This is a genomic window from Cryomorpha ignava, from assembly GCF_010686655.1.
In the GTDB taxonomy this organism is placed as follows: domain Bacteria; phylum Bacteroidota; class Bacteroidia; order Flavobacteriales_D; family Cryomorphaceae; genus Cryomorpha; species Cryomorpha ignava.
In genome coordinates this window covers 116,675-142,130 of the sequence record NZ_JAAGVY010000001.1, presented here as the reverse complement: position 1 = coordinate 142,130, position 25,456 = coordinate 116,675, and the positions used below count along the sequence as shown (strand labels likewise).

20 protein-coding genes and 1 tRNA gene are annotated in these 25,456 nt (G+C 41.5%); 11 read left to right on the top strand and 10 right to left on the bottom strand.

Features of this window, described 5'->3' with window-relative positions:
• Positions 1–109: 109 nt before the first annotated feature.
• Positions 110–5,467 carry a gliding motility-associated C-terminal domain-containing protein gene (locus tag G3O08_RS00565; RefSeq protein ID WP_163282714.1) on the top strand — a complete coding sequence of 1,786 codons (5,358 nt, stop codon included), beginning with the start codon at positions 110–112 and terminating at the stop codon, positions 5,465–5,467.
• A gap of 623 nt (positions 5,468–6,090) precedes the next feature.
• Here G3O08_RS00565 and G3O08_RS00560 read toward each other — a convergent pair.
• From G3O08_RS00560 to G3O08_RS00545, 4 genes are all read right to left on the bottom strand, one after another.
• A complete protein-coding gene (locus tag G3O08_RS00560) occupies positions 6,091–7,125 on the bottom strand; it encodes a bifunctional methionine sulfoxide reductase B/A protein (RefSeq protein WP_163282862.1) in 1,035 nt (344 codons plus the stop codon).
• A gap of 827 nt (positions 7,126–7,952) precedes the next feature.
• Positions 7,953–8,195, bottom strand: a complete 243-nt coding sequence (locus G3O08_RS00555) for a DUF433 domain-containing protein (protein ID WP_163282713.1) — start codon at positions 8,193–8,195, stop codon at positions 7,953–7,955.
• A 244-nt stretch (positions 8,196–8,439) separates the two neighbouring features.
• A complete protein-coding gene (locus G3O08_RS00550; RefSeq protein ID WP_163282712.1) occupies positions 8,440–9,213 on the bottom strand; it encodes an alpha/beta fold hydrolase in 774 nt (257 codons plus the stop codon).
• Positions 9,210–9,923, bottom strand: coding sequence for a pyridoxine 5'-phosphate synthase (locus G3O08_RS00545; protein WP_163282711.1), 714 nt, complete (start codon positions 9,921–9,923; stop codon positions 9,210–9,212). The genes G3O08_RS00550 and G3O08_RS00545 overlap by 4 nt, the downstream gene beginning before the upstream one ends.
• An 86-nt stretch (positions 9,924–10,009) precedes the next feature.
• On the opposite strand from G3O08_RS00545, the gene G3O08_RS00540 reads away from it, so the two are divergent.
• From G3O08_RS00540 to G3O08_RS00530, 3 genes are read left to right on the top strand one after another with little or no spacing between them, the layout of a single operon-like run.
• On the top strand, positions 10,010–10,672 hold the full coding sequence (locus G3O08_RS00540) for a CBS domain-containing protein (RefSeq protein WP_163282710.1): 663 nt from the start codon (positions 10,010–10,012) through the stop codon (positions 10,670–10,672).
• A gap of 5 nt (positions 10,673–10,677) precedes the next feature.
• Positions 10,678–12,096, top strand: a complete 1,419-nt coding sequence (locus G3O08_RS00535; protein ID WP_163282709.1) for a POTRA domain-containing protein — start codon at positions 10,678–10,680, stop codon at positions 12,094–12,096.
• The gene (locus G3O08_RS00530; RefSeq protein WP_163282708.1) at positions 12,096–12,974 is read left to right on the top strand and encodes an NAD kinase; all 879 of its coding nucleotides are present in this window, start codon (positions 12,096–12,098) and stop codon (positions 12,972–12,974) included. The genes G3O08_RS00535 and G3O08_RS00530 overlap by 1 nt, the downstream gene beginning before the upstream one ends.
• A gap of 82 nt (positions 12,975–13,056) precedes the next feature.
• On the opposite strand, the gene recJ is transcribed toward G3O08_RS00530, so the two are convergent.
• Positions 13,057–14,787: a single-stranded-DNA-specific exonuclease RecJ gene (recJ, locus tag G3O08_RS00525; protein WP_163282707.1), complete on the bottom strand. Its 1,731-nt coding sequence runs from the start codon at positions 14,785–14,787 to the stop codon at positions 13,057–13,059.
• A gap of 194 nt (positions 14,788–14,981) precedes the next feature.
• Here recJ and G3O08_RS00520 point away from each other — a divergent pair, with 194 nt between their 5' ends.
• The 3 genes from G3O08_RS00520 to G3O08_RS00510 all read left to right on the top strand — a co-directional run bounded on the left by G3O08_RS00520 (position 14,982) and on the right by G3O08_RS00510 (position 19,047).
• Positions 14,982–16,712, top strand: a complete 1,731-nt coding sequence (locus tag G3O08_RS00520; protein WP_163282706.1) for a hypothetical protein — start codon at positions 14,982–14,984, stop codon at positions 16,710–16,712.
• Between the two features lie 508 nt (positions 16,713–17,220).
• On the top strand, positions 17,221–17,703 hold the full coding sequence (locus G3O08_RS00515) for an Lrp/AsnC ligand binding domain-containing protein (protein WP_163282705.1): 483 nt from the start codon (positions 17,221–17,223) through the stop codon (positions 17,701–17,703).
• A gap of 1,272 nt (positions 17,704–18,975) precedes the next feature.
• Positions 18,976–19,047, top strand: a tRNA-Arg gene (locus tag G3O08_RS00510).
• Here G3O08_RS00510 and G3O08_RS00505 read toward each other — a convergent pair.
• On the bottom strand, positions 19,048–19,932 hold the full coding sequence (locus G3O08_RS00505) for a homogentisate phytyltransferase (RefSeq protein WP_163282704.1): 885 nt from the start codon (positions 19,930–19,932) through the stop codon (positions 19,048–19,050).
• A 174-nt stretch (positions 19,933–20,106) separates the two neighbouring features.
• On the opposite strand from G3O08_RS00505, the gene G3O08_RS00500 reads away from it, so the two are divergent.
• On the top strand, positions 20,107–21,267 hold the full coding sequence (locus G3O08_RS00500; protein WP_163282703.1) for a hypothetical protein: 1,161 nt from the start codon (positions 20,107–20,109) through the stop codon (positions 21,265–21,267).
• Between the two features lie 14 nt (positions 21,268–21,281).
• A complete protein-coding gene (locus tag G3O08_RS00495) occupies positions 21,282–22,016 on the top strand; it encodes a hypothetical protein (protein ID WP_163282702.1) in 735 nt (244 codons plus the stop codon).
• Between the two features lie 10 nt (positions 22,017–22,026).
• Here G3O08_RS00495 and G3O08_RS21395 read toward each other — a convergent pair whose 3' ends face one another.
• The gene (locus tag G3O08_RS21395) at positions 22,027–22,152 is read right to left on the bottom strand and encodes a hypothetical protein (protein ID WP_262888920.1); all 126 of its coding nucleotides are present in this window, start codon (positions 22,150–22,152) and stop codon (positions 22,027–22,029) included.
• Positions 22,153–22,406: 254 nt separating this feature from the next.
• Between G3O08_RS21395 and G3O08_RS00485 the strand changes: the two genes are divergently transcribed.
• Both G3O08_RS00485 and G3O08_RS00480 read left to right on the top strand, forming a co-directional pair.
• Positions 22,407–22,652, top strand: coding sequence for a hypothetical protein (locus G3O08_RS00485; RefSeq protein ID WP_163282701.1), 246 nt, complete (start codon positions 22,407–22,409; stop codon positions 22,650–22,652).
• Between the two features lie 154 nt (positions 22,653–22,806).
• The gene (locus G3O08_RS00480) at positions 22,807–23,130 is read left to right on the top strand and encodes a hypothetical protein (protein ID WP_163282700.1); all 324 of its coding nucleotides are present in this window, start codon (positions 22,807–22,809) and stop codon (positions 23,128–23,130) included.
• 596 nt (positions 23,131–23,726) lie between these two features.
• On the opposite strand, the gene G3O08_RS00475 is transcribed toward G3O08_RS00480, so the two are convergent.
• From G3O08_RS00475 to G3O08_RS00465, 3 genes are all read right to left on the bottom strand, one after another.
• Positions 23,727–23,882: a hypothetical protein gene (locus tag G3O08_RS00475; RefSeq protein WP_163282699.1), complete on the bottom strand. Its 156-nt coding sequence runs from the start codon at positions 23,880–23,882 to the stop codon at positions 23,727–23,729.
• A gap of 71 nt (positions 23,883–23,953) precedes the next feature.
• Positions 23,954–24,715: a hypothetical protein gene (locus G3O08_RS00470; RefSeq protein WP_163282698.1), complete on the bottom strand. Its 762-nt coding sequence runs from the start codon at positions 24,713–24,715 to the stop codon at positions 23,954–23,956.
• A gap of 81 nt (positions 24,716–24,796) precedes the next feature.
• Positions 24,797–25,015, bottom strand: a complete 219-nt coding sequence (locus G3O08_RS00465) for a hypothetical protein (RefSeq protein WP_163282697.1) — start codon at positions 25,013–25,015, stop codon at positions 24,797–24,799.
• Positions 25,016–25,456: the final 441 nt, after the last annotated feature.

Below are 25,456 nucleotides of genomic sequence, written 5' to 3'. Positions count from 1 at the left end.
TGCAACTTTCTTATCTTTGTGTACTTTTTAATCTCCGAATCAGGTTTTAATTTCAATGCCCTATTCAAATATTTTGCGCCCAATTTTTCTTCTATTCATCGCGCTGTCTTTGAGTTTAAGCATTTCTGCGAGTCATATTTCCGGAGTGAATATCAGCTATGAATGTCTGGGTGACGATGATTATCTTATTACTGTAAATCTTTTTAGAGATTGTCAGGATTTAAACAACCTGCCGGCAAATCTCAATGTTTATATTGGCTCCACCTGTTTAAATATTGGCTATCAAGCGTTTCCGCAAATAGATTTGATAGAAGTATCTCAGCTCTGTGCGGCAGAACTGCCCAACAGTACCTGCAATGGCGGATTTCAACCGGGAGTGCAAATGGGTGTTTATCAAGCAATAGTGGAGCTCGAGCCTTGTATCGATTGGCGAATTATAGTATCTGAACAAAATCGCGATGGTGCAATTGTAAACCTTGTTGACCCCGAGCTCTTCAGTGTGCATGCCGAGGCTTTTCTCAATAATTCTTCAAATATATGTAACTCATCGCCCGAGTTGTCTCTGCTAAACCTACCCTATATATGTGTAGGTACTCCGCTTTTTTACAATCTTGGATTTATAGATGCCGATGGTGACAGCCTCGCCTATTCGCTTGTGCCTGCGCTCTCCTCACCAACCCCAAATCTTCCCGTAGAAATGGATTACACCGGAAGCTACTCTGGTGCAGAGCCCATTACAGGGATGACCATTGATCCAATTACCGGGCAGATTGTAGTCACTCCAACTCAGCTGGGGAAGTTTAACGCTGTAGTAGAAGTGCGCGAATATCGAAACGGCAACCTTATTGGCATTGTACATTACGACTTTCTCTTTCTGGTTAATGTTTGCGCCATTCCGCCACCGGAGCCAGACCTAACCACCTTTGCAAATGTGAGCGGAGGCGGATATCCAATCGATGAAAATACGGTGAGCATTTGTCCCGAAGATGATTTCTGTTTCGAAATTGATTTTACATCTATTGATCCCTCCATCAATGTCGATCTAAATTCTAACATAGGTTTGCTCATTCCCGGAGCGACCGAAACGGTTACAGGAACAAATCCGGCAACGATTCAATTTTGTGGAACCCTTCCACCCGATTTTAACGGAGGTTCGTTTATCATTACCGCCATTGACGACGCTTGCCCCGTGTACGGGCAGAATTTTTACACCATCGATTTTGCCTTCCGGCAACCCATTCAGGCCTTCAGCGATACGACTATTTGCCTCGGCGAGTCTGTGCAAATCTCTGCTATAAACGATACGAGTTATACCTGGTATTCCCTTTCGGGAGAACTGATCTCTGCACCCGACGCTATTTCATGCAATCCCTGTCAGCAGGCTTCGGTCTCTCCCGACACTTCTACCTATTACGTAGTAGAAGGGCAATATGCCAATAGCAATTGCGCCAATCGCGATACCATTTTGATCGATATTCCGCTGAGAATTGACGCTACCGTTTTTGACGAAACGTGCACCGGAAACGATGGGATTATTGAAATAAATGTGCTCACCGGATCTGGAGATTACGATGTAATTTGGGACGATATCGGCGATGGGCCGCTACTGCGAAACGACCTCGTTGCAGGAACATATTATGTGCTTATTTTCGATAATGCCAACAGCTGCAGTAGAATCGACACCTTTAATCTAATACAGCTTTCTCCGCCCATCACCGATGCCGGAATCGATTTTGAGATCTGTGGCCTTTCGGCAAATCTGGCAGCTATTCCCAGTTATGGTATTCCATCATGGAGCAATATTTCCGGAGCGAGTTTTATTAATAACGCCGATGAAAACACTTCTGTAACCGTTACTACTGAAGGGACTTATGCCTTTGTATGGAATGAAGATGCGGGGGTTGGCTGTTTTGAATCTGATACCGTAGAAGTAACTTTCTATGCCCAACCTTCTGCCCAAATTCTCAATGCCGATTCGGTCTGTGGGTTGCAAGTAGGCATCGATGCTGTTATTTCAAATGGCGCGCCGCAATGGTCGGCTACGTCGGGGATTAATATTGATGATCCACTTTTGCAAAATACCGAAATACAGGCCGACTCTTATGGAATTTCAACGCTTTACATACAGGTTGAAAACGGGCTTTGCCTTACGGCAGATACGGCCGAGATTTTGTTTATAGAACAACCCGTTGCCTATGCCGGCACAGATGTGGAAGTCTGCGGAAATGAAGCCGAAATATCAGGGATTGATGCTATTGGAAATGGCGAATGGTCATTGCCCGCAGGAATATCATCAACCCAAGATCTCACAGATCTTTCTATCACAATTACAGGCGGCTCTTACGGCAGTTTCGACATTATACGCACACTTGTAAATCAGCTTTTTTGTTCTGATTCCGATACTGCCACCGTAATCTTTACAGAAATTCCGGTTGTAGCACTCGGCGGTGACCAAAACGTTTGCGATAGCCTTACACTCGTCAATTTCACCCTTCCCATCGGAGATTTGAATTGGGAGCTTTCGCCAAACCTCACTGCCATTGCTTCCGTTGCTGTTCCCCAAGAATTGAGCGGCGACTATGGAATCCATCAGGCCATTCTCCACGCCGATAATGGTTACGGATGCATCCATAGCGATACCCTCAATCTTAATTTTGTGGTTCAGCCTGCGCTACAGGCGGTTCTTGCCGATACAGTATGCGGTTTGGAGTATGTATTTAACGCCGAAACTATAGCCGAAACAGCGTATTGGCTTCCGCCAAATAATGCTACAATTTCAGATCTGGCAAATCCCAACTCGCTGGTTACAGCCAATGTTCAAGGCGATTATATTTTTCAATGGGTAGCCGAAAATGGTGGATTTTGTCTTGATACCTCTGATGTTGCGGTTACTTTCTATAATCAGCCTGTAAGCAATGCCGGCGAAAACTTAATGATTTGCGGATTGTCAACTACACTCGATGCCACTTCCTCGGCAGGGGTTCTGTTGTGGGAAGATCAACCCGGACTTACTTTTACAAATCCCCTAAGCCAGAATTCCCTCCTTGCCGCCGATTGGTATGGCAACTATTCCATTTCGCTTACCGAAACCAATGGTATTTGTGCCGATAGCGATACCGTTGAAATTCAATTTATTAGCACGCCAGAAATTCTTAATCCGCAATGGGAATGCACCGGTACCGATGCTGAATTTGTGCTCGACTTCGATGTTTCGCTTGGCGATACTGCCAATTACGAAGTGCAGGGGCTTCCGGGCACGCTTACCAATTTTCACTTTACTTCAAATCCTCTCGCTTCCGATACGCCCATTGCTGTTATTCTCGAAGATTTTGGATATTGTGGAGGCGACACACTTACCGGTACACTATTTTGCCCCATTCTTACCAATGCCGGATTGATGGATCCCGATACCATGCGGCTTTGCGGAAATGAACTTGTGGAAGCCTTGCCGACTTTGGGTTCTGTGCTTGATGGAAACGACACCCTCCTTTACGCTTTTCACGATGGGTCGGCAAATGCGCTCGGCACAGTTTACGATTGGAACAATAGCCCTGAGTTTCTCTTTTCTGCGGTTTTAGATTTCAATGAAACCTATTTTATTTCGGCTGTGGCCGGAAATGAGCTTGACGGGGAAGTAGATTTAAACGACCCTTTATTGTCAGTATCAGCCGGCACGCCTGTGGAATTTTATGCCTTGCCTTACGGCGAAATTTCGGGTAGTTTTAATGCTTGCCCTTACGATACTGTTTTTATTCCGGTAGATCTCGGCGGTGCTATGCCCCAGGAAATCACGTATTCAGTGGCTGGTCAAATCTATTCGGTTTTTGCCGATTCGTCCGATTTCTCGATTGCGATTGTCGATTCCGGCGCAGTAAACCTGATTTCTACCAATTCGCAATTCTGCACCGGCGAAGTAAATGGAGCGGTATCTCTGTCTTATTTCAGGATTCCGGAAGCGAGTATTTCGGGGCCACCGATTTTTTGTGCGGGCGATACAGCATTAATAGAAGTAGCTTTTGATGGTGAAGCTCCCTTTTCGGGAAATATTCTTCAGGATGGTGCTGTGATTCAATCTATCAATACAACGGCTGATTCACTGAATTATCTCACCACAACTGGCGGTAATTTTTCTGTTCTAGAATTCTCCGACCAAAATTGTTCATCTTTTGATACCGTTAACACTTTTCTCATAGTCAATCCTTTACCTGTTGTCTCGGCGGGCGAGAATTTGGATGTTTGCAATGGAGATACCATTTTAATTGGTGACAATTCCATTCCCGGCCAGCAGTATTCCTGGCAGCCAAACACCTTTCTCCTCGCCACAAATTTGGCGCAGGTGGAGTTTGCAGCCCAGAGCAATTCTCCTTTTCCGCAAACATCGCAGGTGGTGGTTTTGGCAGAACTAAATGGATGTTTTGAGACAGATTCTGCAGTAATTACGGTTTTTCCGCTTCCTATACCGCAAATTGTAGGCCCAACCACTGTTTGTAGCGGCGATTCTATTATGTTAATTGGTTATGGTGGCGCGAGTTACGAATGGAGTCCAGCCCAGTATTTTGCCAATCCATTTGCATTGGCGACGAAGTTTTCGGCTTCCGCCAATACCGAAATTGAACTCACTGCAATAACAGAAGCAGGCTGCGAGGCTCAGATATTCGCCGAATTGGGAGTTCTTGAAACGCCTTCTGCAATTTTTGGAGTTTCGGAAATGAGTGGTTGTGCTCCGCTTGATCTGGAGCTGGTTGCCCTTTCGGAAAATAACGAAAATAGCTATGCCTGGAATCTTCCAGGGATCAATAACATTCCCAATAATGCTTCAGTAATACCCACATTGGCCGAAGCCGGAACTTATACCGTTTCGCTAACAGTGACTTCACCTAATGGATGCTCCAAAATGGAACAATGGCCACAAACCATTCAGGTATTTTCAACATCGGCAGCTTTTAAATACACACCCGAAAAGCCGAATATAACCAATCCTGAAGTCTTCTTTTTAAATCTATCGCCCAATGAAGTTAGCTCTGAATGGACGATTGATTCCCTCGTTTTTAGCGAAACCAGAAATGCAAGCTACACTTTCCCCGAACTTATTGGCGGAAGCTATACCGTATGCCTGAAAGTGACCGATACCAATGCATGCACGGCAGATTATTGCGAAATCATAAAGCTGAAAAACGATTTTGAGATTTACGTTCCCACCGCTTTTACGCCAGATGGCGACGGAATTAACGATTTATTCTATCCCGTACTTTCCAATATCGGCGTTACTGAATATAAATTCTGGATTACTGATCCCCGCGGAAGGGTTGTTTTTTCTACCACCGATATAAACGGTAAGTGGGATGGCAGCTCAAACGGTTCCGAATATTTTGGTGAAAACAAGATTTACAATTGGCATGTTATCGCCAAGCCGGAGTACAATGTGGAGACCAAATACTTTACGGGGCATGTAATGTTGTTGCGGTAACCGATACTAATCTTCGTTTTTCTCTGGTTTTAAGGCGTCGTACAATATTTTGCACCCATATTTAAAATCTCATAGTGCGACACCTTACAGAGTCGTGCTTTAAGCTTATTTTGTTATTTCTTCATAAATTTGACCTCTACAACCGGAAGGCGTCCGTATTGACGGGTTAAGTATGGAATGTCAATTAATAAATAGTCAGATATTCAATCAAACTATTTAGAATAATTAGAAAATTAAAATTTCACTAAGTTCGACTGTTTAGTGGCTTATGATTTTGAGTAATACAAAATAATTGTCTCAGCTTAAAAAATTCGAAACAATTCATTTTGAACATGCGACCCTGTAAGGTGTCGCATGTTTGTAGTATTGACAGTGATGAGTGTGAGATACCGACCCTGTAAGGCGTCGAACAATATCTTTGCATCAATATTTAAAATCTCATGGTGCGAACAGTGCGACGCCTTACAGGGTCGCGTTGGACATTCACCTTTAGGATTCTACAAACATTTGACCCCTCCAGGGTCATTATTTACAACGCAATGCATGAATAGTATAAGGCTTTTCGTCCAAAAAAAGATGAGACTTGTTATACCGATCATTTAATGTTGCTCCGGCCGACCCTTTTAATGCGCATCTTTCTTTAAAAGCTCTGGAAATTTCTCTTTAAACCTGTTCAATCGCGGAATAGAAACGGATTGGATATATCGACTATCCGGATTGTTCTTCTCGTAATTCTGGTGGTAATCTTCTGCTTCCCAGAATTTTTCAAAAGGCATAACCTCTGCTGCAACGGGCTCGCTTAATTTTGCAGAAAGCGCTTCTTTCTTTTGGTCAATAATCTTTTTCTCGGCATCGTTTTGATAGAAAAGAATCGAACGATACTGCGATCCTCTGTCGGGACCCTGACCATTTACCTGAGTTGGGTCTTGCGATCCAAAATAAACATCTATCAAAGTTGCAAAGTCAATTACCGACGGGTCGTAAATCACTTCTACCGCCTCGGCATGACCGGTTTTTCCGGTATTGCTTGATTCGTAAGTCGGGTTTTTTGTGTGGCCGCCTGCATAGCCGTTTACTACCTCACTTACTCCTTTTAGACTTTCATAAACCGCTTCGACACACCAAAAACATCCGCTGGCAAAGTAGGCCCTAGCCATTTTATCACTGTCTCCGGAAACATTTAAGTCCATTGATGAAACTTCGCTTGCGGGAATAAATTTTAATGCTGCCGAATTCAGGCAATATCTATTGTTGGTAGGAGCTGGGCCGTCTTTAAAAAGGTGACCAAGGTGAAGTCCTGTTGCTTTTTCTACCACTTCGTCGCGTACCATACCGTGACTATTATCGGTTACCACATACACATCTTCTTCATTGAGCGGAGCAGTAAAACTTGGCCATCCCGTTCCCGAATCGAACTTTGTCTCGGAGCTAAAAAGCGGTTTTCCGGTGGCGGCGCTTACGTAAATTCCTTTTTCGTGATTGTCGTAATAGGCATTTTGAAAGGGTCTTTCAGTGCCTTTTTCTACCATCACATTATACTGCTCAGCAGTTAACATGCTTTTCCATTCGTCCTTTGGTTTTGCCTCTGGAAATTCGGTGGTTTTAGAGTCTGCTTTTTCCTGTGCATTGGTGCAGCTGAAACTCAAAATGCCCAGCATGATTAAAAAGCCGGTGTTTAATAAGGTTTTCTTAAATATTGAAAATTTCATGATTTTGTTTTTTCTGTATAGGGAATGTATTTATTCGCCTGTTGAATTAAATACTGTTTCTATGACTAAACAGATTTTTGTGGGTTTTCCCTCATGGGATTGTTGAGGTATAACAATTTTTGTGGGGAATGGTTTTGGAGGATTTGTTGATTGTCTGATGTGCTGATGTGCTGATGCGTTGCCCTGAGCCTTTTAAAGTGTGCTGATTGGAAAATTTGTTACAGATCAGGAATGCGAAAGAGGATTAAGTTGCCTTGTACCTAAGGGAATTGGAGGAAATTCTATTATTTCCCGATGGCTTAACTGAAAGTTGACGGATTTGATTTAAATTGCAAACAAGAACCCGCAGCATTGCAAATCTCGGCTCAAGCCTAAGGCATGATGCGGCGGAGCGAAGTGAAATTTCAAAATAAAACATGTGAATATATTTAATTTTCTGTACCACAAAATGTAAACTGCCTACAGTAAAAAGAGGGATTTGCCAATATTCAATACAATCCTATATATGTATATTTTGAAGTTCATGCTGGGAATACTTTTCATCAAAACAGTCTTTGGGAATGATAATTTAATCATTCGTATTTCTTTAAAATATTCAATTTGGTTTTTTTCGATATTTAGTTTGTGTATTTTGACTTTCAACTACTTTGCATATTTCACTCAAGACTATTCAAAGTTAAAAGAGAAGTATGAAGGTAAGGCAAAGTGGGTTAAAGTTTCGATGATCGTTTTGTTGCCAATTTTAATTCTTTTTGGCGGTGTATCACTTAGGAATTTCATGCCACTAATTTGCTAATACGCTTTACTTTCGATAGCTCAACAGCGTATTGTAAACTTGCTAAAAGATCTTCTTCTTCTTCTAAATCTTCATAATCTGCAAGAACTTCAATATGAGACATTCCTGATGCCAAAAATTCCAAAATGTTTTGTACCGGATACCTTAACCCTCTGATGCATGGTTTTCCATGACAAATATTTGGGTCAATGGTGATTCTTGATAATAAGTCACTGCTTACCAATTGCTTATAATTTTGGTAGATTGAAATTTGTAACTTAATAAAGATAAGATATTTTGATCAATGAAACAATTCCTAAATTGAACAGTGTTGGTTTGTGTCTTTCAAAGTAAATAATGTTCCGAAGTAGCTATGGACGCGGTACACCTCGTGATGAATCGCGAGGCTACATACAGAAAAAGGTCGGCTTGCGCCGACCTCTTCTCTTAATCACCAATTTAACCTTATTAATGAAATCCATGGATGTTTACGCAGGTTGCTTTCCGGGAGTTACACTTTCCATTACAATTTTGTAAAATCCTTCGGCGTCTTCGGCGTGAACCCAGTGGCCGGTGGGAAGAGCTGCGAATTTTGCCTTTGGAAAAATCTTTCGGAGGGCATCAAAATCTTCCTCTTTTATATAGTTCGACTTTTCGCCGTAGATAAACAAGGATGGTTTCTCAACGACATTTCCCGGAAGGGCGGCCAGAATCTCATCCATCTTTTCTTCCAAAACCGGAAAGTTAACCCGCCAGGCAAATTCGGTTTTTGTTTTTCGATAGAGGTTCTTGAGCAAAAACTGACGCACTGTAAAATTGGGAATAATTGCCTCCATCTCTACTTCAGCATCTTTTCGCGATTCTAAGTTTGGTAGATCGAGGGCGTGGAAAGCTGCTAAAACATCTTCATGATCTGATGTGTATGTTTTTATTCCCATATCAACCACAATCAGCTTTTCCACTTTTTCGGGATGGAGCTGGGCAAAGCGCATGGCTGTTTTTCCGCCCATTGAATGGCCTATTACGGTGGCTTGTGAAATTTCATGGTCAACAAAAAATTCTTTAAGGTCGTTGGCCATTATTTCATAAGAAAAGGCTTCGCTATGCGGCGAGTGTCCGTGGTTACGCTGATCGACCAGATAAACCGTAAAATCTTCGGCAAATTGACGCCCGAGAGTTTGCCAATTATCCGATGATCCAAAAAGTCCGTGAAGGATGACCAAAGGTTCGCCTTCGCCCATTTTTTTAAATGCTAATTTCATCTCAATTCTTTTAAATAAAGTCTTATTGTGTTTTCCAATCCCATGTAGAGGGCATCGCAAACCAGGGCGTGGCCAATAGATACCTCGGCGAGTTGGGGAATGTTGAGGTGGAAGTACCGCAGGTTTTCAAGATCGAGATCGTGGCCAGCATTTATCTCCAGGCCTCTCTGAAGTGCGGCATTCGTAGCTCTTATGTATGGAGCAATAGCTTCTTCCTGATTATTTTTGAATTCTACCGCATAGTTTTCGGTGTAGAGCTCAATTCTATCTGCACCTGTATCCGCAGCAGCGGCAGCCAACTCTTCATCGGGATTGACAAAAATGCTGACGCGGGTACCGGTTTCTTTTAGCTTACCTATTACATCCTGCAAAAGTGATTTATACTTTTTTGTGTCCCAGCCGGCATTGCTCGTTAGCACGTCAGGCCCGTCGGGCACCAGGGTAGCCTGCTCGGGCTTGGTATCGGCCACCAGCTTGATAAATCGCTCGTCGGGATAGCCCTCAATATTGTATTCGGTAGTGATAAGTGGCTTGAGATTGTAAACATCAAGCGTGGTGATATGTCGCTCGTCTGGACGCGGATGAATGGTTATTCCCTCAGCTCCGAAACGCTGACAATCGCGGGCTATTTTTAGTAAATCGGGATTGTTGCCGCCACGGGCATTTCGCAGTGTGGCAAACTTGTTGATATTCACGCTTAGCTTTGTCATCTGATCGTTGTATATTTCGCCCCAAAGGCACGGCAAAGTTAAGTGTTTAAAAAAAGACAAGAAATAGAATAAAACTAAGTGAATAAATGCGCGCAGGAGATTTAATAAGCGATGAAATACCCACCCTAAATGGCGATGATAATGCATTGTTTGCCATGCAGTTGCTCGATGAATACAAAATGAAGCACCTGGCAGTGGTAGAGGGCAAGCGCTTTCTGGGATTGCTTTCAGATTCATCTGTTTTGGAAATAATAAATTACGAAGCGCCCCTTCTCGAAAGCGTAGACCTGCTTCAAAAAGTGTATATCCAAAACGATCAGCATGTATATGATGTGGTAAACCTTGCCGCTGAATTTCAGTTGAGCGCCATTCCCATTCTCGATATCGATCAGAATTTTGACGGGGTGGTGAGCATTTATAACCTCATTCGCGAGCTTTCAAAAGTAGCTGCAATGAAAGAACCGGGCGGGATTATTGTGCTGGAAATGAATCAGCACGATTATTCGCTTAGCGAAATAGCCCAGATTGTAGAAAGCAATGATGCGCTTGTTTTGAGTGCAAATGTTACCTCTATTCCCAATTCAACAAAGATGGAAGTGACGCTAAAAGTAAACCGTACAAATATGGACGGTATACTTCAGACTTTTTCGCGTTACGACTACACCATCAGCGCCTCTTTTCACCAGTCAAAGATGGATGATACTCTCCACGACCGGTATGATGAATTGATGCGATACCTTAAAATCTAATCTATTTGAAACACTTTTTTCTTACGTTCCTCACCGCGGTTTGGGTGTGTTGTGCTGTGCTTTTGCACGGTCAGAGTGTAAGTGCCGTGCAGCTAGATACCCTCGGAAAAAAAGTGATTACCGATATTCTTATTGAAGGAAATAAACTCACCAAGCCGCGCATTATTCTTCGGGAGGTTACGCTCAATTTGGGCGACTCGCTTTACTGGGGAAATCTAAAGGCCGGAATTGAGCAATCGCAGAATAATGTGATGAATCTCGGGCTTTTCAACTTTGTGAAAATCGAGCCCGTTCAAACAGATAATGAGCATATTATATTATTGATTTCGCTGCAGGAGCGGTGGTACATTTATCCCGTTCCCATTCTTGAAATTGCCCAAACGAACTTTAATACCTGGTGGGAAACCAAGGAGCTGCGCTGGCTCAATTACGGTGTTTACGTTTCACACCAGAATTTTAGGGGTCGAAATGAAAAGATAAAATTTACTGCCCGGTTTGGATATACCAAAAAATTCAGCGCAAGCTACAGCATCCCAAATCTCAATCAGAAGCAAACGCTAAGCCTGTACACGAGTGCCGGATATTTAGAAAACGAAGAGATAACTTACAATACTTTCAGCAATGAGCGGCTGTTTTTCGACAATTCAGAAGATAAGGCCCGCAAGTACTATCAGTTTAAGGTGGGGCTGGGCTACCGTGAGAATATTTTTGTAAAGCATTATGCCGAGCTGTCATATTTTGATGCAACCGTTCGCGACAGCGTATTGATTCTTCAACCTGATTATTTTTCTGGCGGCTTAACGCATACGAAATTTTTGCGAGCGACATACGTAATAGACTATGATACAAGAGATTATAAGCGATACCCGCTAAACGGCGTTTTGGTTTACGGCACTTTTCAGCAAAATGGGCTTGGGCTTGTTAACAGAGAGGGCCTAAACCTTTTTACAACCCAGGTAGGCTATAATCATCACCACAAACTCTCCGACAGGTTTTATTTTGCACACGCCCTTTCGGGAAAAGTGAATTGGAGCACGCCTCCCTATTATCTCACCCAGGGCTTGGGCTACGGCGATTTGGTAAGGGGTTATGAATTTTACATCATTGATGGTACCCGCTGGGGGCTTTTGCAGACCAATTTGAAATTTGAAATCTTAAAACCCAAGTCTATTACCATTCCTTTTATACCCAACGAAAAGTTTAATAAAACATTTGTGGCGCTTTACGCGAATGCATTTTTTGACTCAGGTTACGTCTATGGAAAAGAATTTGAACAGAATAATTCTCTTGTAAATCAGTATATTTACAGCTTTGGTCTCGGGCTGGATCTGGTAACCTATTACGACAAAGTAATGCGTGTGGAAGGCTCCCTCAACGGCGAAGGACAATACGGAGTTTATGTAGCTTTTAAACAATCATTTTGATGAAGATAGCCATTTACGGAAAGCCTTATAAAAATCGTCTAAACGAAAGCGTGCCTCACATCGTTGAGCTCATCGAAAAGGCGGGTTTTAAAATGGCGATTTACGAACGCTACTCTGAATTTCTAAGAGAGAAAAATATTTTAAGTGGCGAATATGCCACCTTTAGTCGCAGCGATGTAAATATTCAGGATTATACCTGCCTGGTGAGTATTGGCGGCGACGGAACACTGCTCGATACGGTTACTATAATCGACGATTCGGGTGTTCCGGTAATTGGTATCAATGCCGGAAGGCTGGGTTTTATTTCCAGTATTTCTATAGATGAATTTGAAGATGTTTTAGAAACGCTGAAAACCGGAAATTTTGAATGCGATAACCGGTCTCTGCTACAGGTAGAAACTGCGAGAAATATTTTTGGCGACACCAATTTTGCACTCAATGAGCTTACGATCCACAAAAAAGATACTTCATCGATGATAAAGATCGAGGCTTTTCTCGATGAGGAGATTCTGAATACGTATTGGGCAGATGGATTGATTATCAGCACCCCTACGGGAAGTACCGCTTATAATTTAAGCTGTGGCGGCCCCATAATTGTTCCCGGATCAGAAAATGTGGTGGTTACACCCATTGCCCCGCACAATCTTACGGTGCGTCCGGTAGTAGTGTCCAATCATTCAAAATTGAGATTGCGGGTTAGTGGCCGGGGCGATAATTTTTTGATTACCCTCGATAGCCGATCTGACGTGATTTATCCCGACGAAGAAATTTATGTTTCTCGGGCGCCGTTTTATTTTAGGCTTATTCAGCCGGTGGGGCATGGTTTTATTAGTGCTATGCGGAATAAACTTGCATGGGGGTTGGATAAGAGGAATTAGTTTTTTGGTTCTTGGTTCTTGGTGTTTGGAGTGACCTTGCCTGAAATTCAGTTTATTTGAGCCAATTTCACTCTTTGATTCCTCAAATAATTAAATCTTTCGCCACAAGCTGAATAGAGTGGCGGCCTTTCCAAACTTGCTCTTCAATATTGTATGCCAGTTTAAAGGTTTTCCCGGAAGCCAGATCGTCAAAAAGTCTCGCCATTCTAAAGGCTATTACTGGAATTTTCCGCTCGGGATCATGTTCTTGATACACCTCAAATTTTAAATGTTCCTTGCCCACAATTTTTGGAAAGCGGGCTTTACATTGGCCGGTAGCAAATATGGGCGGCATATTGAATGGGCCATATGGGCGGCAGCGGTTTAGCTGTGTAAAGAATCCGGTGAACTTATCATTATACCAATCTGAAAAATCGAACTCACAATCAATATTCAGCTGGGGTTCGCTTCTTTCGCCCGGCACATGAATGGCAATTGCATTTTCAAAAGCTTCTGCAAAAGCTTCGAGTGATTCTGCTTTTAGCGTAAGCCCGGCAGCGGCTGAATGTCCTCCAAACTTTTCGAGATGCTCTTTGCACGTTGCCAGGGCATCGTAGAGGTGAATTCCTTCAATGCTTCGCGCACTTCCGGTAAGCATTCCTTCCACATTGGTAAGTACAATTGTAGGTCTGTAGCATTGCTCAATAAGCCTTGATGCCACAATGCCAATAACCCCCTTGTGCCAATCGCGGCTGTGTACAATAGTTGCTTTTCGCTCCAGGTCAGGGTCTGCTTCATGCATTTGGGCCAAAGCCGATTCTGTAATTTCGGTGTCCAGTTTTCGCCGCTTCAAATTCAGAGATTCAATTTCCGAAGCCAGTTCGAGGGCGCGATCCAGCTCTGTTGCGGTAAGCAATTCTACCGCGAGCTTGGCATGATCTAACCTTCCCGCAGCATTAATCCGCGGCCCGATTTTAAAAACCACATCGCCAACATTTAGATCGCCTTCATAACCGGCGGTTTTTAAGAGTGCCCTAATGCCAAGAGACCTATTGTTGTTTATTTGTATCACTCCCGCGCTCACTATCAGTCGGTTAATTCCGGTAAGTGGCACAATATCGCAACAGGTAGCAATGGCGGCAAGATCAAGATATTTTTTCCATTCATCGGGTTTATTCAGCTTCCGCGAAAGCGAACGCAACAACATGAGCGCTACACCACAACCGCAAAGTTCCTTGCCCTGGAAAGTGCAGTCGCTTTGTTGGGGATTTACAATGGCAAACACTTTGGGCATTGCCCTTCCGGGAATGTGGTGGTCGCAGATGATAACATCAATCCCGCCTGCTGTCGCTCTTTCCAGATGGGTTACGGCATTAATTCCGCAATCTACCGTTATCATTAAATCGTAATTCCCCGAAAGGGCATAATCGATTCCCTGACTGCTCACGCCATAACCCTCGGCGTATCTATCTGGTATGTAGTAGGAAACATCAGCTCCAATAGATTTTAAGAACAGCACCATCATGCTTACAGATGTTGAGCCATCAACATCATAGTCACCATAAATCAGAATTTTCTGATCTGATTTAATTGCATTATGAAGTCTGTCTGCACCTTTTTCACAATCTTTTAATTCACCAAAAGAATTGATCGTTTTGAGGTCAGATTTGAAGAAATCGCGCACAATATTGAAGGAATTGAGCCCCCGCTGCACGAGCAATTGGGCAACAACCGGATGAAGATTTTCTATTTCTTCAATTAATTTATTAATGGTATTCTGCTCAGGCTTTGGGGCTACAACCCATTTCAATTTGCTGGCTATCAAGTTACTCATTTTGTTTATACTTATTAAAGCGGGAATAATTCCGCTCTAAGATCTACTTAAATTCAGCCTAAATTTAGCATTTAACAGGCTTAACTTGCATTAAAAACAACTTTGTGTATTTTTGATCGTCTTTGTATTGATCTTAATTAACACAATCTAACAGTCTGCGGAAACAGATAGCTGTTGCAATAATCGTTTTAGAAATGAAGTCATCCCAATTACGAAATCTCGGTATATTCTTTCTTGCATTGCTCGCATTTTCAGCGTGTAGAAATCCAGATAATGAAATTCAACCCACCTGTTTTGACGAGGTGAAAAACCAAGGTGAGTTGCGCACAGATTGTGGCGGACCTAACTGCCCCGAATGTCAACCTGCCTGCGATGACTTTATAGCAAACCAGGATGAGCAGAGTCCGGTACCAAATGGAAAAGTGCTTGGTATTGACTGTGGTGGAGCTAATTGTGAACCCTGTTCTTCTTGTGAAGATGGAATTCAGAACGCTCATTGGGTAATAAACCCAAACCTCACCGATGCTGATCTTGGCAGCCAAGATGTTGCACAGTCAAGCACCGGAGTTTTATACAGCCTTATTATGGAAACTAATATTGACTGCGGTTTTCCGTGTCCGCTGGTTTGTGTTGCGCCTCAAACGAATGACGATGGAATTATGAACGGCGATGAAGAAGGTGTTGATTGCGGTGGCTCTACCGATACTCCTTGTCCTTCTCCCAATTGTAACGACGGTATTCAAAATGGTACTGAAACAGGTATTGATTGTGGAGATATGATTGAGCCTTCTAATTGTGGGCCGTGTCCGGATCCTACCTGCGATGATGGAATTCAAAATACACATATTGAACTTAATTCAGAGCTTCCTGCAGGATATACGGTGGTAGTAGAAACGGGTATTGATTGCGATACTCAAGCTATGACTTCTTGTCCTGATTGTCCGATTCCTACTTGTTTTGACGGAGTTCAAAACGGAGGTGAGACTGGTATCGACTGTGGTGGTTCGTGCGGAACGCTTTGCGATCCGGAGCCAAACTGCAACAATGGTATTATGGATGGTGATGAAACGGGTATTGACTGCGACGGCGATGACGCAACAGCTTGTCCGCCATGTGCAGCTTGCGATGATTTAATTAAAAACGGTCCTGAATTTGACGTGGATTGTTTGGATTACCCAATCGCCGGATTTGAAGCATGTGCCATTTGTCCTTCCTGCCATGACGGAATTCAAAATCCTATTGAAGACCTTCTTTACGAGTTGGATATTGATTGTGGTGGTCCGAATTGTGAGCCATGTAATCAGTATGTAATTATCGACCTTATCGGAACTGCGAGTCCAAGTAATTTTATGGATCAATATACTTACAATCGTCTGTTGGCTCAAGGTGGCAATACAGATACATTGGAACTCGACCACAACCAATACCCAGGATTAAAAGCTGAAAAAGTTCAGAATTTTGGGCTTGGCGACCCGTATCTCAAAATTACGGCCAATCAGGGATTCATGACCGCCTCAAATGGTTTATACGTGAGAACGGTTGTGATTTATCAGCGCTTCCCCGAAAATTTAATCAACGGCACAGACAGTATTGCTGATCTCGGTAACCCTTCATTTGGTATTTGTGAACCTCTTCCAATTACAAAACTACCTTTCGTAGTTTATAAAGAGAAACTGGTTGATTCACCAAACTTGCTAAATATATGTATGACTTCCTACGAGGCACCTCTTGATCCGATGTTCCCGCTCATAACAGAGAGTTCAACCCTTACCATCGATTACCTTTATGGTTTGCCACAAGCATCACAATACTATACCATAGGAAATATCGATGCGGGTTCGTTACACTCTAAAAAACTGGATGGAACTATGCTCGAAGGCGACTATGAGAACATCAAGTTTGCCATACAGTATTCTTATTATTAATCAGAAAAGAATTGAAATCAATAAGCCCTGATCACATTTGTGATCAGGGTTTTTTTTTGAGCTGTAGGGGAAGGATTCGAACCTTCAAGGAGAGGTTAGCCGGTGTGCCATTTCATAGCAGTGATTTATCCCATTTTCTCCACCCCCGAGACAGGGGGGCATGTCTGCCTGTTTCATCACCCCACAGTATAATAAGTGTCTGTCCATAAAGCCCGATAACTGCGTTACGCTTGTTTAGAAAACAGTCATTTACAATTGTAAACTCCTTGGTTTTCTAAACAGCGCGTGCCTTGTTCTCAGACTTTCTGACCGAGACACTCGAGTGTATGTACAAAATTAATTTGGCCGTTGCCAGTTAACTGTTTTACCTTTTTTGTGTAATGAACTATGTCAAAGATAAAGCAGACAATCATAAATTCATAATAATATAAATATTTGCCAATATTTTTGTATTATTGATATTTGAAATGCGCTTTCATTGTTTAATCAGTATTTTAAGACTTTTTTTATGGATTCAGATTATCAGATTGACAATATAGACCGGCAGATCATGCAAATACTGCTTGAAAATGCCCGAACGCCTTATACAGAAATAGCCCAAAAACTCATTGTGTCGCCCGGTACAATACATGTGCGCATGCGAAAGCTCGAAAAAATGGGAATCGTAATCGGCACTGAACTGGTAATCGATCCGGCAAAACTTGGCTATGATCTTACAGCCTTCATTGGGATTTATCTTGAGAAAAGTGTGAATTACAAAGAAGTCATTCCCGAACTGGAAAAGATTGAGGAGATAATGGAAGCCTACTATACAACAGGTGGCTACAGCATTTTTGCTAAGATTGTTTGTTCAAATACAAATCATCTGCGCACTGTGCTCAATGAAAAGATTCAGGCGGTTGCCGGGATTCAACGGACGGAGACTATGATTTCGCTTGAGCAGAGTATTCGTCGGAAAATGCCGCTTTCGGCTTTGGAGATTGGGAGGTAAAATTACTATATCATTTTCCCTAAGCTGCGCTCCAACTAAAAAAGTCCTGTCCATACGGATTCCCTTTGGCCAAACTAATCTCTACAGACATCATTTTTACGATTGAAAATGATATTTTTCTTTTTTCGACATGCCAATTATGGTTTTAAAAGAAATCAATTTAATTGAATGCATATCAATGCCCTCGCGCGCCCCCAACCCCTAAAGGGGCGAGCCCTCCGCACATCTTATCGTTCCGGGAGAAGGCATGGTTTGGTGAATCTCATGGTAGCTATGCTATAGAATTTTAATGATAAATATTTGTCCTTAGAATGTTGTGTGCGGTGGTCTCTTTTTAGGGCCCTAATCTCTTTACACATTTTTTGTGATCTAACTTACTTCGTATAGGGTAACAGCGAATAGATATAATTGTTATACTCATCATGTCAATAAATCTATTTGCAGATCAATACAACTTACTGTCTATCAATGTAATCTCTCGCCCCCAGCCACTAAACTAATCTCTTTACACAAATTTATTATTTTCTGAAATGCTGTAGAAATCGTTAGCCAGAGAATTGTAAATCAATTCCTTCGCGCGCCCCACCCCTAAAGATAGTCTACCGCACGCATTATTGTTTCGTTAGGAATTTCATTTTGTGAAACTTCAGTATTCAGTGAGGTGGCATAATAATGATTAAGATTATTGGCTTATATGATCTGTGCGGCTGAACCTTCCGGGTACTGGGCGCGTGAGGGCATTACATGGGGATACTTAATGAAGGTAACTGCAATCATCTGAATTTTCTCAATAGATGCGATGCATTGAGCGGCGTCGAAATGTGTAAAGAGATTAGGCCACTAAAGGGGAGCGTCCGCCGCACACATATCGTTCCTGTAGAAGCTTAATTTAATTATGTTAAAGAACAGCAAATAAATAAATAGTATCGCTCGCATGAATAACCTGTGCGGTGGCACCCTTTAGGGGAGGGGCGCGCACGAGCCTTGAAAATCAACAAGATGGATTCATTTCTCTACTTGGAGCCCAGATATATTGTCTAATTATGGTGATATCTTCTGAGGGTTTAGAACATGTAATTGAAGGAACAATCAGATTTGTTTATACAGATTAGCTAAGTCGAAAGGGCACAACCGCACACATCATGTAGAATGATCTACAATAAGGCAGAATAAGTGCAAACCGTTAACCCCGTTACTTAAAAAACCAATCACGTGATTCTAGAAAGAAAAATATCATCCCCTAAAAATATTTAATTTCGCCGACAAGTTTTCGGCCCCGTAGTTCAATGGATAGAATAGAAGTTTCCTAAACTTTTGATCCAGGTTCGATTCCTGGCGGGGTCACTAAATTGCCGCAATGGCAAAAATGAGATACTCTACCACAAAAAGTCCCCAAAAAGTAAGGTAGAATCTTTTGATCGATTCTTGATTTTCAGGTTTAACACGAGAAGCCATTCCCAGAAAAATAAATCCGGCGATTGCATTTCCAATAGTCAATATACCGAGGTTTAAGCCATTCATATTCACAAAAATTGGAGCAAAAGCGGCGAGTGTATACCCAAGAGCCACCACCAATACACCGTAGTTAAAGGCGCGTTTGCTGCCAATAGTGATCGCCAGGCTGGCCACTTTTTCTGTTTTATCGCCAACTACATCGGGAATATCTTTAAACCATGAAATGCCCAAACTAAAAAGGGCAACAAAAATAATGAGCAGCCAAAGCGGGTTTGTGATGGCGCCAATATCAGCATTGTGCCCTGAATAGTAGAGATAAAACCCGGCATTGATTAAAAACCCACGAACAAGGGTGATAGCAATGGCAGCCAACCGGTGCTGCCTTTTTAGATAAACAGCTTTCCAGGAATAGAGAAATCCAATAGCTGCAATAAGCAAAACGAGCGCGAAGAAAAACGTAGACAAAAAATAGGCTGTGGATAGAGAAATAATCAGAGCGGACCAAACGATTTTTTTACCGGTAAGAATGGTCATCTCGCCCGACGCCAAGGGTAAATAGGGTTTGTTGATTTCATCTAATTTCACATCTACCAACTGATTGTAGCCGGTAATAAAAACATTGCAGGTAACTGCGCTGATAAGCGATATCCAGAAAGCACGCGGCCACGACACGTATTGCGATGTGGCAATAATAAAAAGTGCTGATACGCTGGTGATAGTCCCAATAATGGTGTGTGGGCGGGCAAATTTCCAAAGACTGATAATGCTATTCATTTCAATGGGCAATATAAGTGAGATTTGTAAACCGGCCGCCAAGAATTCCTGTAGATATCACTAAACGCTTTTTGAGATTAACGTATTCATAGTTTTTATGTTTATTTTGTTCCCGAAGCGACGAAAATGGGGCTTTATTTTACCACGATATTGATATGGGTATAGTGAATCAATATGTATATCGTCGGCTATACTGCTCCTTACTTGCGGGTAATAAATAATCCAGATGGAAATTATACCTTTAGCAATAAAACCGTATTTCCAAGCACATCTTATGGCTTAAAGTATTACATGCCCATGCAAAAGATAATAATATCGCCCCCACCCGGTGACCCCGAACCGAATGTGTACACCCGTATCTTAAATGATAAGGTATATGAGCTTGCCGACCATTTGGGCAATGTAAGGGCGGTGGTATCAGACGAAAAATACGCTACGCTCACAGCAACTGTGCCCGTTGATTTTGAGCCTGATATGGTTGCAGGGAATAATTATTATCCCGGCGGGTCTATCATGCCAGGGCGCTCATTCAACAGTAGCGCAACGAGATACGGCTTTAATGGAATGGAGAAAGACGATGAAGTCAAGGGGGTTGGGAATCATTATTCTTTTGGTGACTTTGGATACGATTCACGTTTAATGCGAAGATGGAACATTGATCCCGTTGTAAAACATCACGAGAGTTCTTACGCCGCTTTCGCGAACAACCCAATTTGGTTTACTGATAGCGACGGACTTGACACCTTAATGGTACATCGGAAATTCTTGTATACTAAGAATAACATAGAAACATTTTTAGTCACATTTTCTGTAATACGCAACAATGTAGAATACAGCATGGATCAAACAATGTACATGGGAAGTCGTGATGATAGGGTTTCACTCCCAAAAGGTATAACTATACCCTTATCCTATGATAGAGAAATGAGCAGACACGAAGGAGAATGGAAGAATCAAGCAATTCATGTAGAGTACACTTACACGAGAAATGATGGAACTCAAGGAGATAATATATTTATCCACCCTACGAATTATCCAATTCGCAATATTGGATGTATTGCTTGTAGCGAAACTGAACCATGGTCAGTTGACAATTCTGATGAAGACGAAACATACATAGATTTATATTTTAATGATACTGGCACAGCCTTGAATAAAATTAGAGATATGTATGTGAACGCTAATGGTGGTGAAAATGGTGACTTACTAAGTGGAAAGAAATTCTTATTAAAGACAGAGTCTACGGCAAGAACAAAAGGATTGAATAAAATTGAGCCAATAAAGGGAAAATCAATTGAAAGAAGTCAAGAAAATCGAAATGTTCGAACTAATTAAAAGAAATTGTTCCCATGAAGCTATTATTTATTATATTATTTATATTTCAGACACTTTTTCTTTTTGGACAGAACCAAAGTGAATATAAAACTCATTTAAAGTCAATTGATAAGACTTGGTATCCATTGCTCGGTAATGAAGAGAGATATCATACTACTAATGCCAATCTCGCATTGGCACAAACTGTAATTGCTAATAATCTTGAATATCCCGGGCAGTATAAATTTATCGCAGATAGAAGGCTTTTAAGAAAGTTAAAAGGAGTTTACAATAATTTAAAGATAGAGTTTCGGGATACTACTTCGAAAGGTGAAGATATTTACCTACAAATGGATTTTGCGAAATTTGATTCCGTTAAGCATGAAATAACGTTAACCAAAAATGGATATTGCTGTAGTTTAATTGATGGAATGTTCCCCTATGGCGCGGAATACATCTTGCCAAGTTTTCAAGTAGATACATTATGTGTTAACATTGATAGTGCAATTATTTCAATCCCTTTCCATGCTTATTCGAATTTATATAACTTAGTTAGATCAATACCTGAAAATGAATTTGAGCGACCTATCGAGTTATACGAATCAATAAACGGGGAATATTACTATTTGTATTTCTACGGTGGAAGTGAAGCAAGTACTTATTTTGGGAAGCTCATCTTTTCTAAAGATGAATATTTGGGAAGGATAATTGTTGATTATGACACTTTAGCTAATACAAATTCACCAAGGGCGAGTTTTATAGGGTTTTAATTTACAGCCCTCACAACGCATTAATCTTCGCCGCTTTAATCATCGCATCAATCGTATAAATAATATGGTCTTGCTCATCCTTCGGGAAAGCCATAATATCGTTTAGCCTTTTGAGCATAGACGGATCTTTGAGCACTTGGTCGGCCGTTTCGCCGAGCAGATAGCCTACTGTGGTATCCAGTACTGCAGCCAGTTTTTACCCTGCATGTGCAATATTGAGGCACTAAGGCTTGAACAGGTCCGTAGTGTGAGCTAAATGCTTAGTCATTTTACTTGTTTAAAGAATCACAGATGGAAATATAACTTATAGTAAATCCGATCAGAGCCGATACCGCCACGAAAACAATGAATTGCCATTTTAAAGGCTTGACTTTGTATAGAAGCGACGATATGAGTTTAAAGACCGATATTCAATGGATAAAATCAGAGTTAGATTTTGTAGAAGATCCTGATTTGATAGAAGCTTTTAAACGTTTGCTGGCTTACCGAAAAGCCAAAACAAGAACCATGTTTTTTTCAACTACAACAGCCGATTTAAAGAAAAGAGCAGAAGCATCTTTACAATCAGTTGAGAAAGGAAAAACGAGATCTTTGGGTTCTTTTAAAGAAGAAATAGCAAATTGGAAAGTAAAATAGCAAACCAAGTAGAGATTACTCCTGAAGCAGAACAGTACTACTTAGTGCCTGTCCATAAAGTCCACTATCGGCGTTGCACTTGAATTGAAAACAGTTATTGACAAATGTCAACTCCTTGATTTTCAATTCTGCATGCGCCTTGCTATTGAACTTTATGATTCAGCCACTTGAGTGTATTGACAGACTCTACTTAGACTTAATGTATATTTTGTATGAAAGTCACAGCGAAAAGAGCGCAAATAAAAAGTTCGTTGAGATTCTGGAAAAAGCCCTGTCTTTATCAAGTAAACCGAATAGGGGAAGGTTAGAAGATAATTTAAGTTACTTGAATAAACGTCACCGCTTTTTGGTTTACGCCATTACAAGAAGAAGGACGGTAAAAATTATTTATTTTGTTGATGAGTCAAAGAAAACGGTTTATGTAACCGACTTCTTCGCAACGGAAATGCATCCTTCTAAAATACAGCTGAGAGGCTAAGGCGGTTTTAGAACTTGCAGTCTGGCCCGCAATCATCTCCTGCTAAACGCAAGAAGAGAGGGTTCTTTGCAAAGGCAATTTTCCCGATCCGCAGCATCTGAGATGCTGCGAAATCACGTCTCTAAACTTTATCGCGATTAATATAAGTCCGAATCCCTTCTTTCAATATCGAAATTGATTTTAGCATTTACCTGCTTCGCTGCGTCCGTACGGAGTCATTTCAATCATGAGATCGCGTTGCTAAGTTGTAATGATTTAGAACAAAGTATATTTACATCTTCACAACGCATTAATCTTTAATTATCGGATGAACAATATCGTCCTGCTCGTCTTTCGGAAAATCCATGTATTGTTTAGCCTTTCGAGCAAGGGATAGAATTGAGAACTTGGTCGAATTAAACCGCAGCATTGCAACTTAGTGCAACGATCTCATGACCGAAGGGAATAAATGCAGCGAAGCCAACAGACGTCACCTATAGAAATCAATCGGTTTTCCGCGATAAGGGGAATGCTGCGGAGCGGATTCTTCATTTATCGCGGAGAAGGGTATTGCGGAGCTAATTGGCTACTACTCAAATGCTACTATGGTTTATACTTTACCTTACTGACAGTTTAATTTCTCCTTCCCTGACTTTCCGTATAAATTCCTTTTGTTCTGCCAAATTCATACCTTCCATTTTTTCAGCTAATAACGTTTTCACTTGACGGAAAAACTTCACGGTGTCAAAGGATTTTTCTTTTTTAGCCTTCATATTTCACAAATTGAGTAGAATTTAGTTGCGCTTCTTTTAGGAAAGAATCGACCACTTTAAGAATGCTACTTTCATGATAAATATTCAAGATAAGTAACAGAAGTAAACCGACCACGAAGAATTCCAACAGAAATATCCAATCCATTTTCCGCGCAAGCTTCCTTTAAACCTTCCAGCTTTTCAACCGAATAAGATTTTTGTACAGATACCATCCCATCCCAAAAAGTAGCGAGCACACCAACCGGAATTAAGTAAGTGAATAGTAACCGATCCCACCTAAAAGGCTTTGTAAAAGGAGCAGTACAAAATGGAAGGAGGAGCGTGGCAATGCCAACTTTTAGGAATGTGAAAAAATGGGGCGTAATTGGTTCAAAGAAATAAGCCCGCGAATGAGTCGACTTAATTTTTTTGAGAATTGAGATAATTTCGGTCTGATCAAAATGATGCAAACCATTAAACATGAGGTAAATATCGGCTTTTGGGAGTTGGTCATTTATGATGTCAACCGATTTCGATAAATAGGTTCCCTTAGATTCGCTATTGACAAAACCAATATTTTTCGGATTGGGAAATTTATCACAAAGGGTTAACGAAACATCCGTGTTAGGTGCAGTGATTAATGCAGGTATTCCACTGCCCGATGCCAAATCGACCAACTGGTCATTGGTATTAATTCTTTGTTTAAGGAATGCCTTAGCGGGTTTATAAATGCCCAGTAGTTTGGCAATGGCGCCCAAAAAATCGGTCTGATATGCGCGCAAGCTTGTTGGAAACCACGATTGATCTTCCAATTCCAATGATAGACTTCTTTTTTTTGCAATATTATTTTGCATGGTTATAAAAGTAATCTTCCCGGTGATTGTTTACAGGAGATTAAATTATATCACTTGACGAGTAATGGGGTTACCAAGATCCTATTTCTTATCCATTTCCTCAAGAATCTTCTCTTTTCTATTGTCTCTATCCGGATCGTATGTTTTGTACATGGTCCCCATTTTGGATAAATACTTTTCAGGATTGACTGATCCCCTGTGGCACATTACGCAGTTTGCTACAAAGACCTGTTCTGGTTTGGGATCCGGAAAATGAGGTTGGAAATATTTCGCATTGATGTCAAGTGTCATTTGTATCATGCCAAGAGCAATCTCCTTCTCGAACGGGTGCGGCAGAGAGTTTCTTAGCCGTTAGCCTGAAGCTTCAACCTGCAAGAGGGCTTTTGTTTTGAGAATTCAAATTAGCTTTTGAAACAATAATTCGTGCGGTGGACTCCCTTTAGGGATGGGGTGCGGGAAGGTGTTGATATACAGCTTTATAATTGGTTTTAAATTTACGAATATAATTATCAACTACGCTGTCTATAGAGATTAGTTTAGGGATGGGGTGCGAGAAGGCGTTGATTAGAAGAGATTTAGAAGACCGAGCTTTCCGCAGTCACTTTTCACACACACCCAATGTGTTTAGAGATTAGTATGATGGCAAAGAAAAAAGGATAGCTCGAAAGAAAAGAACTGAAGATTTTATGATATTTAGGTTTTGGAATGATCTGGTTGCTTTATTTAGACCTAAACCGAAAA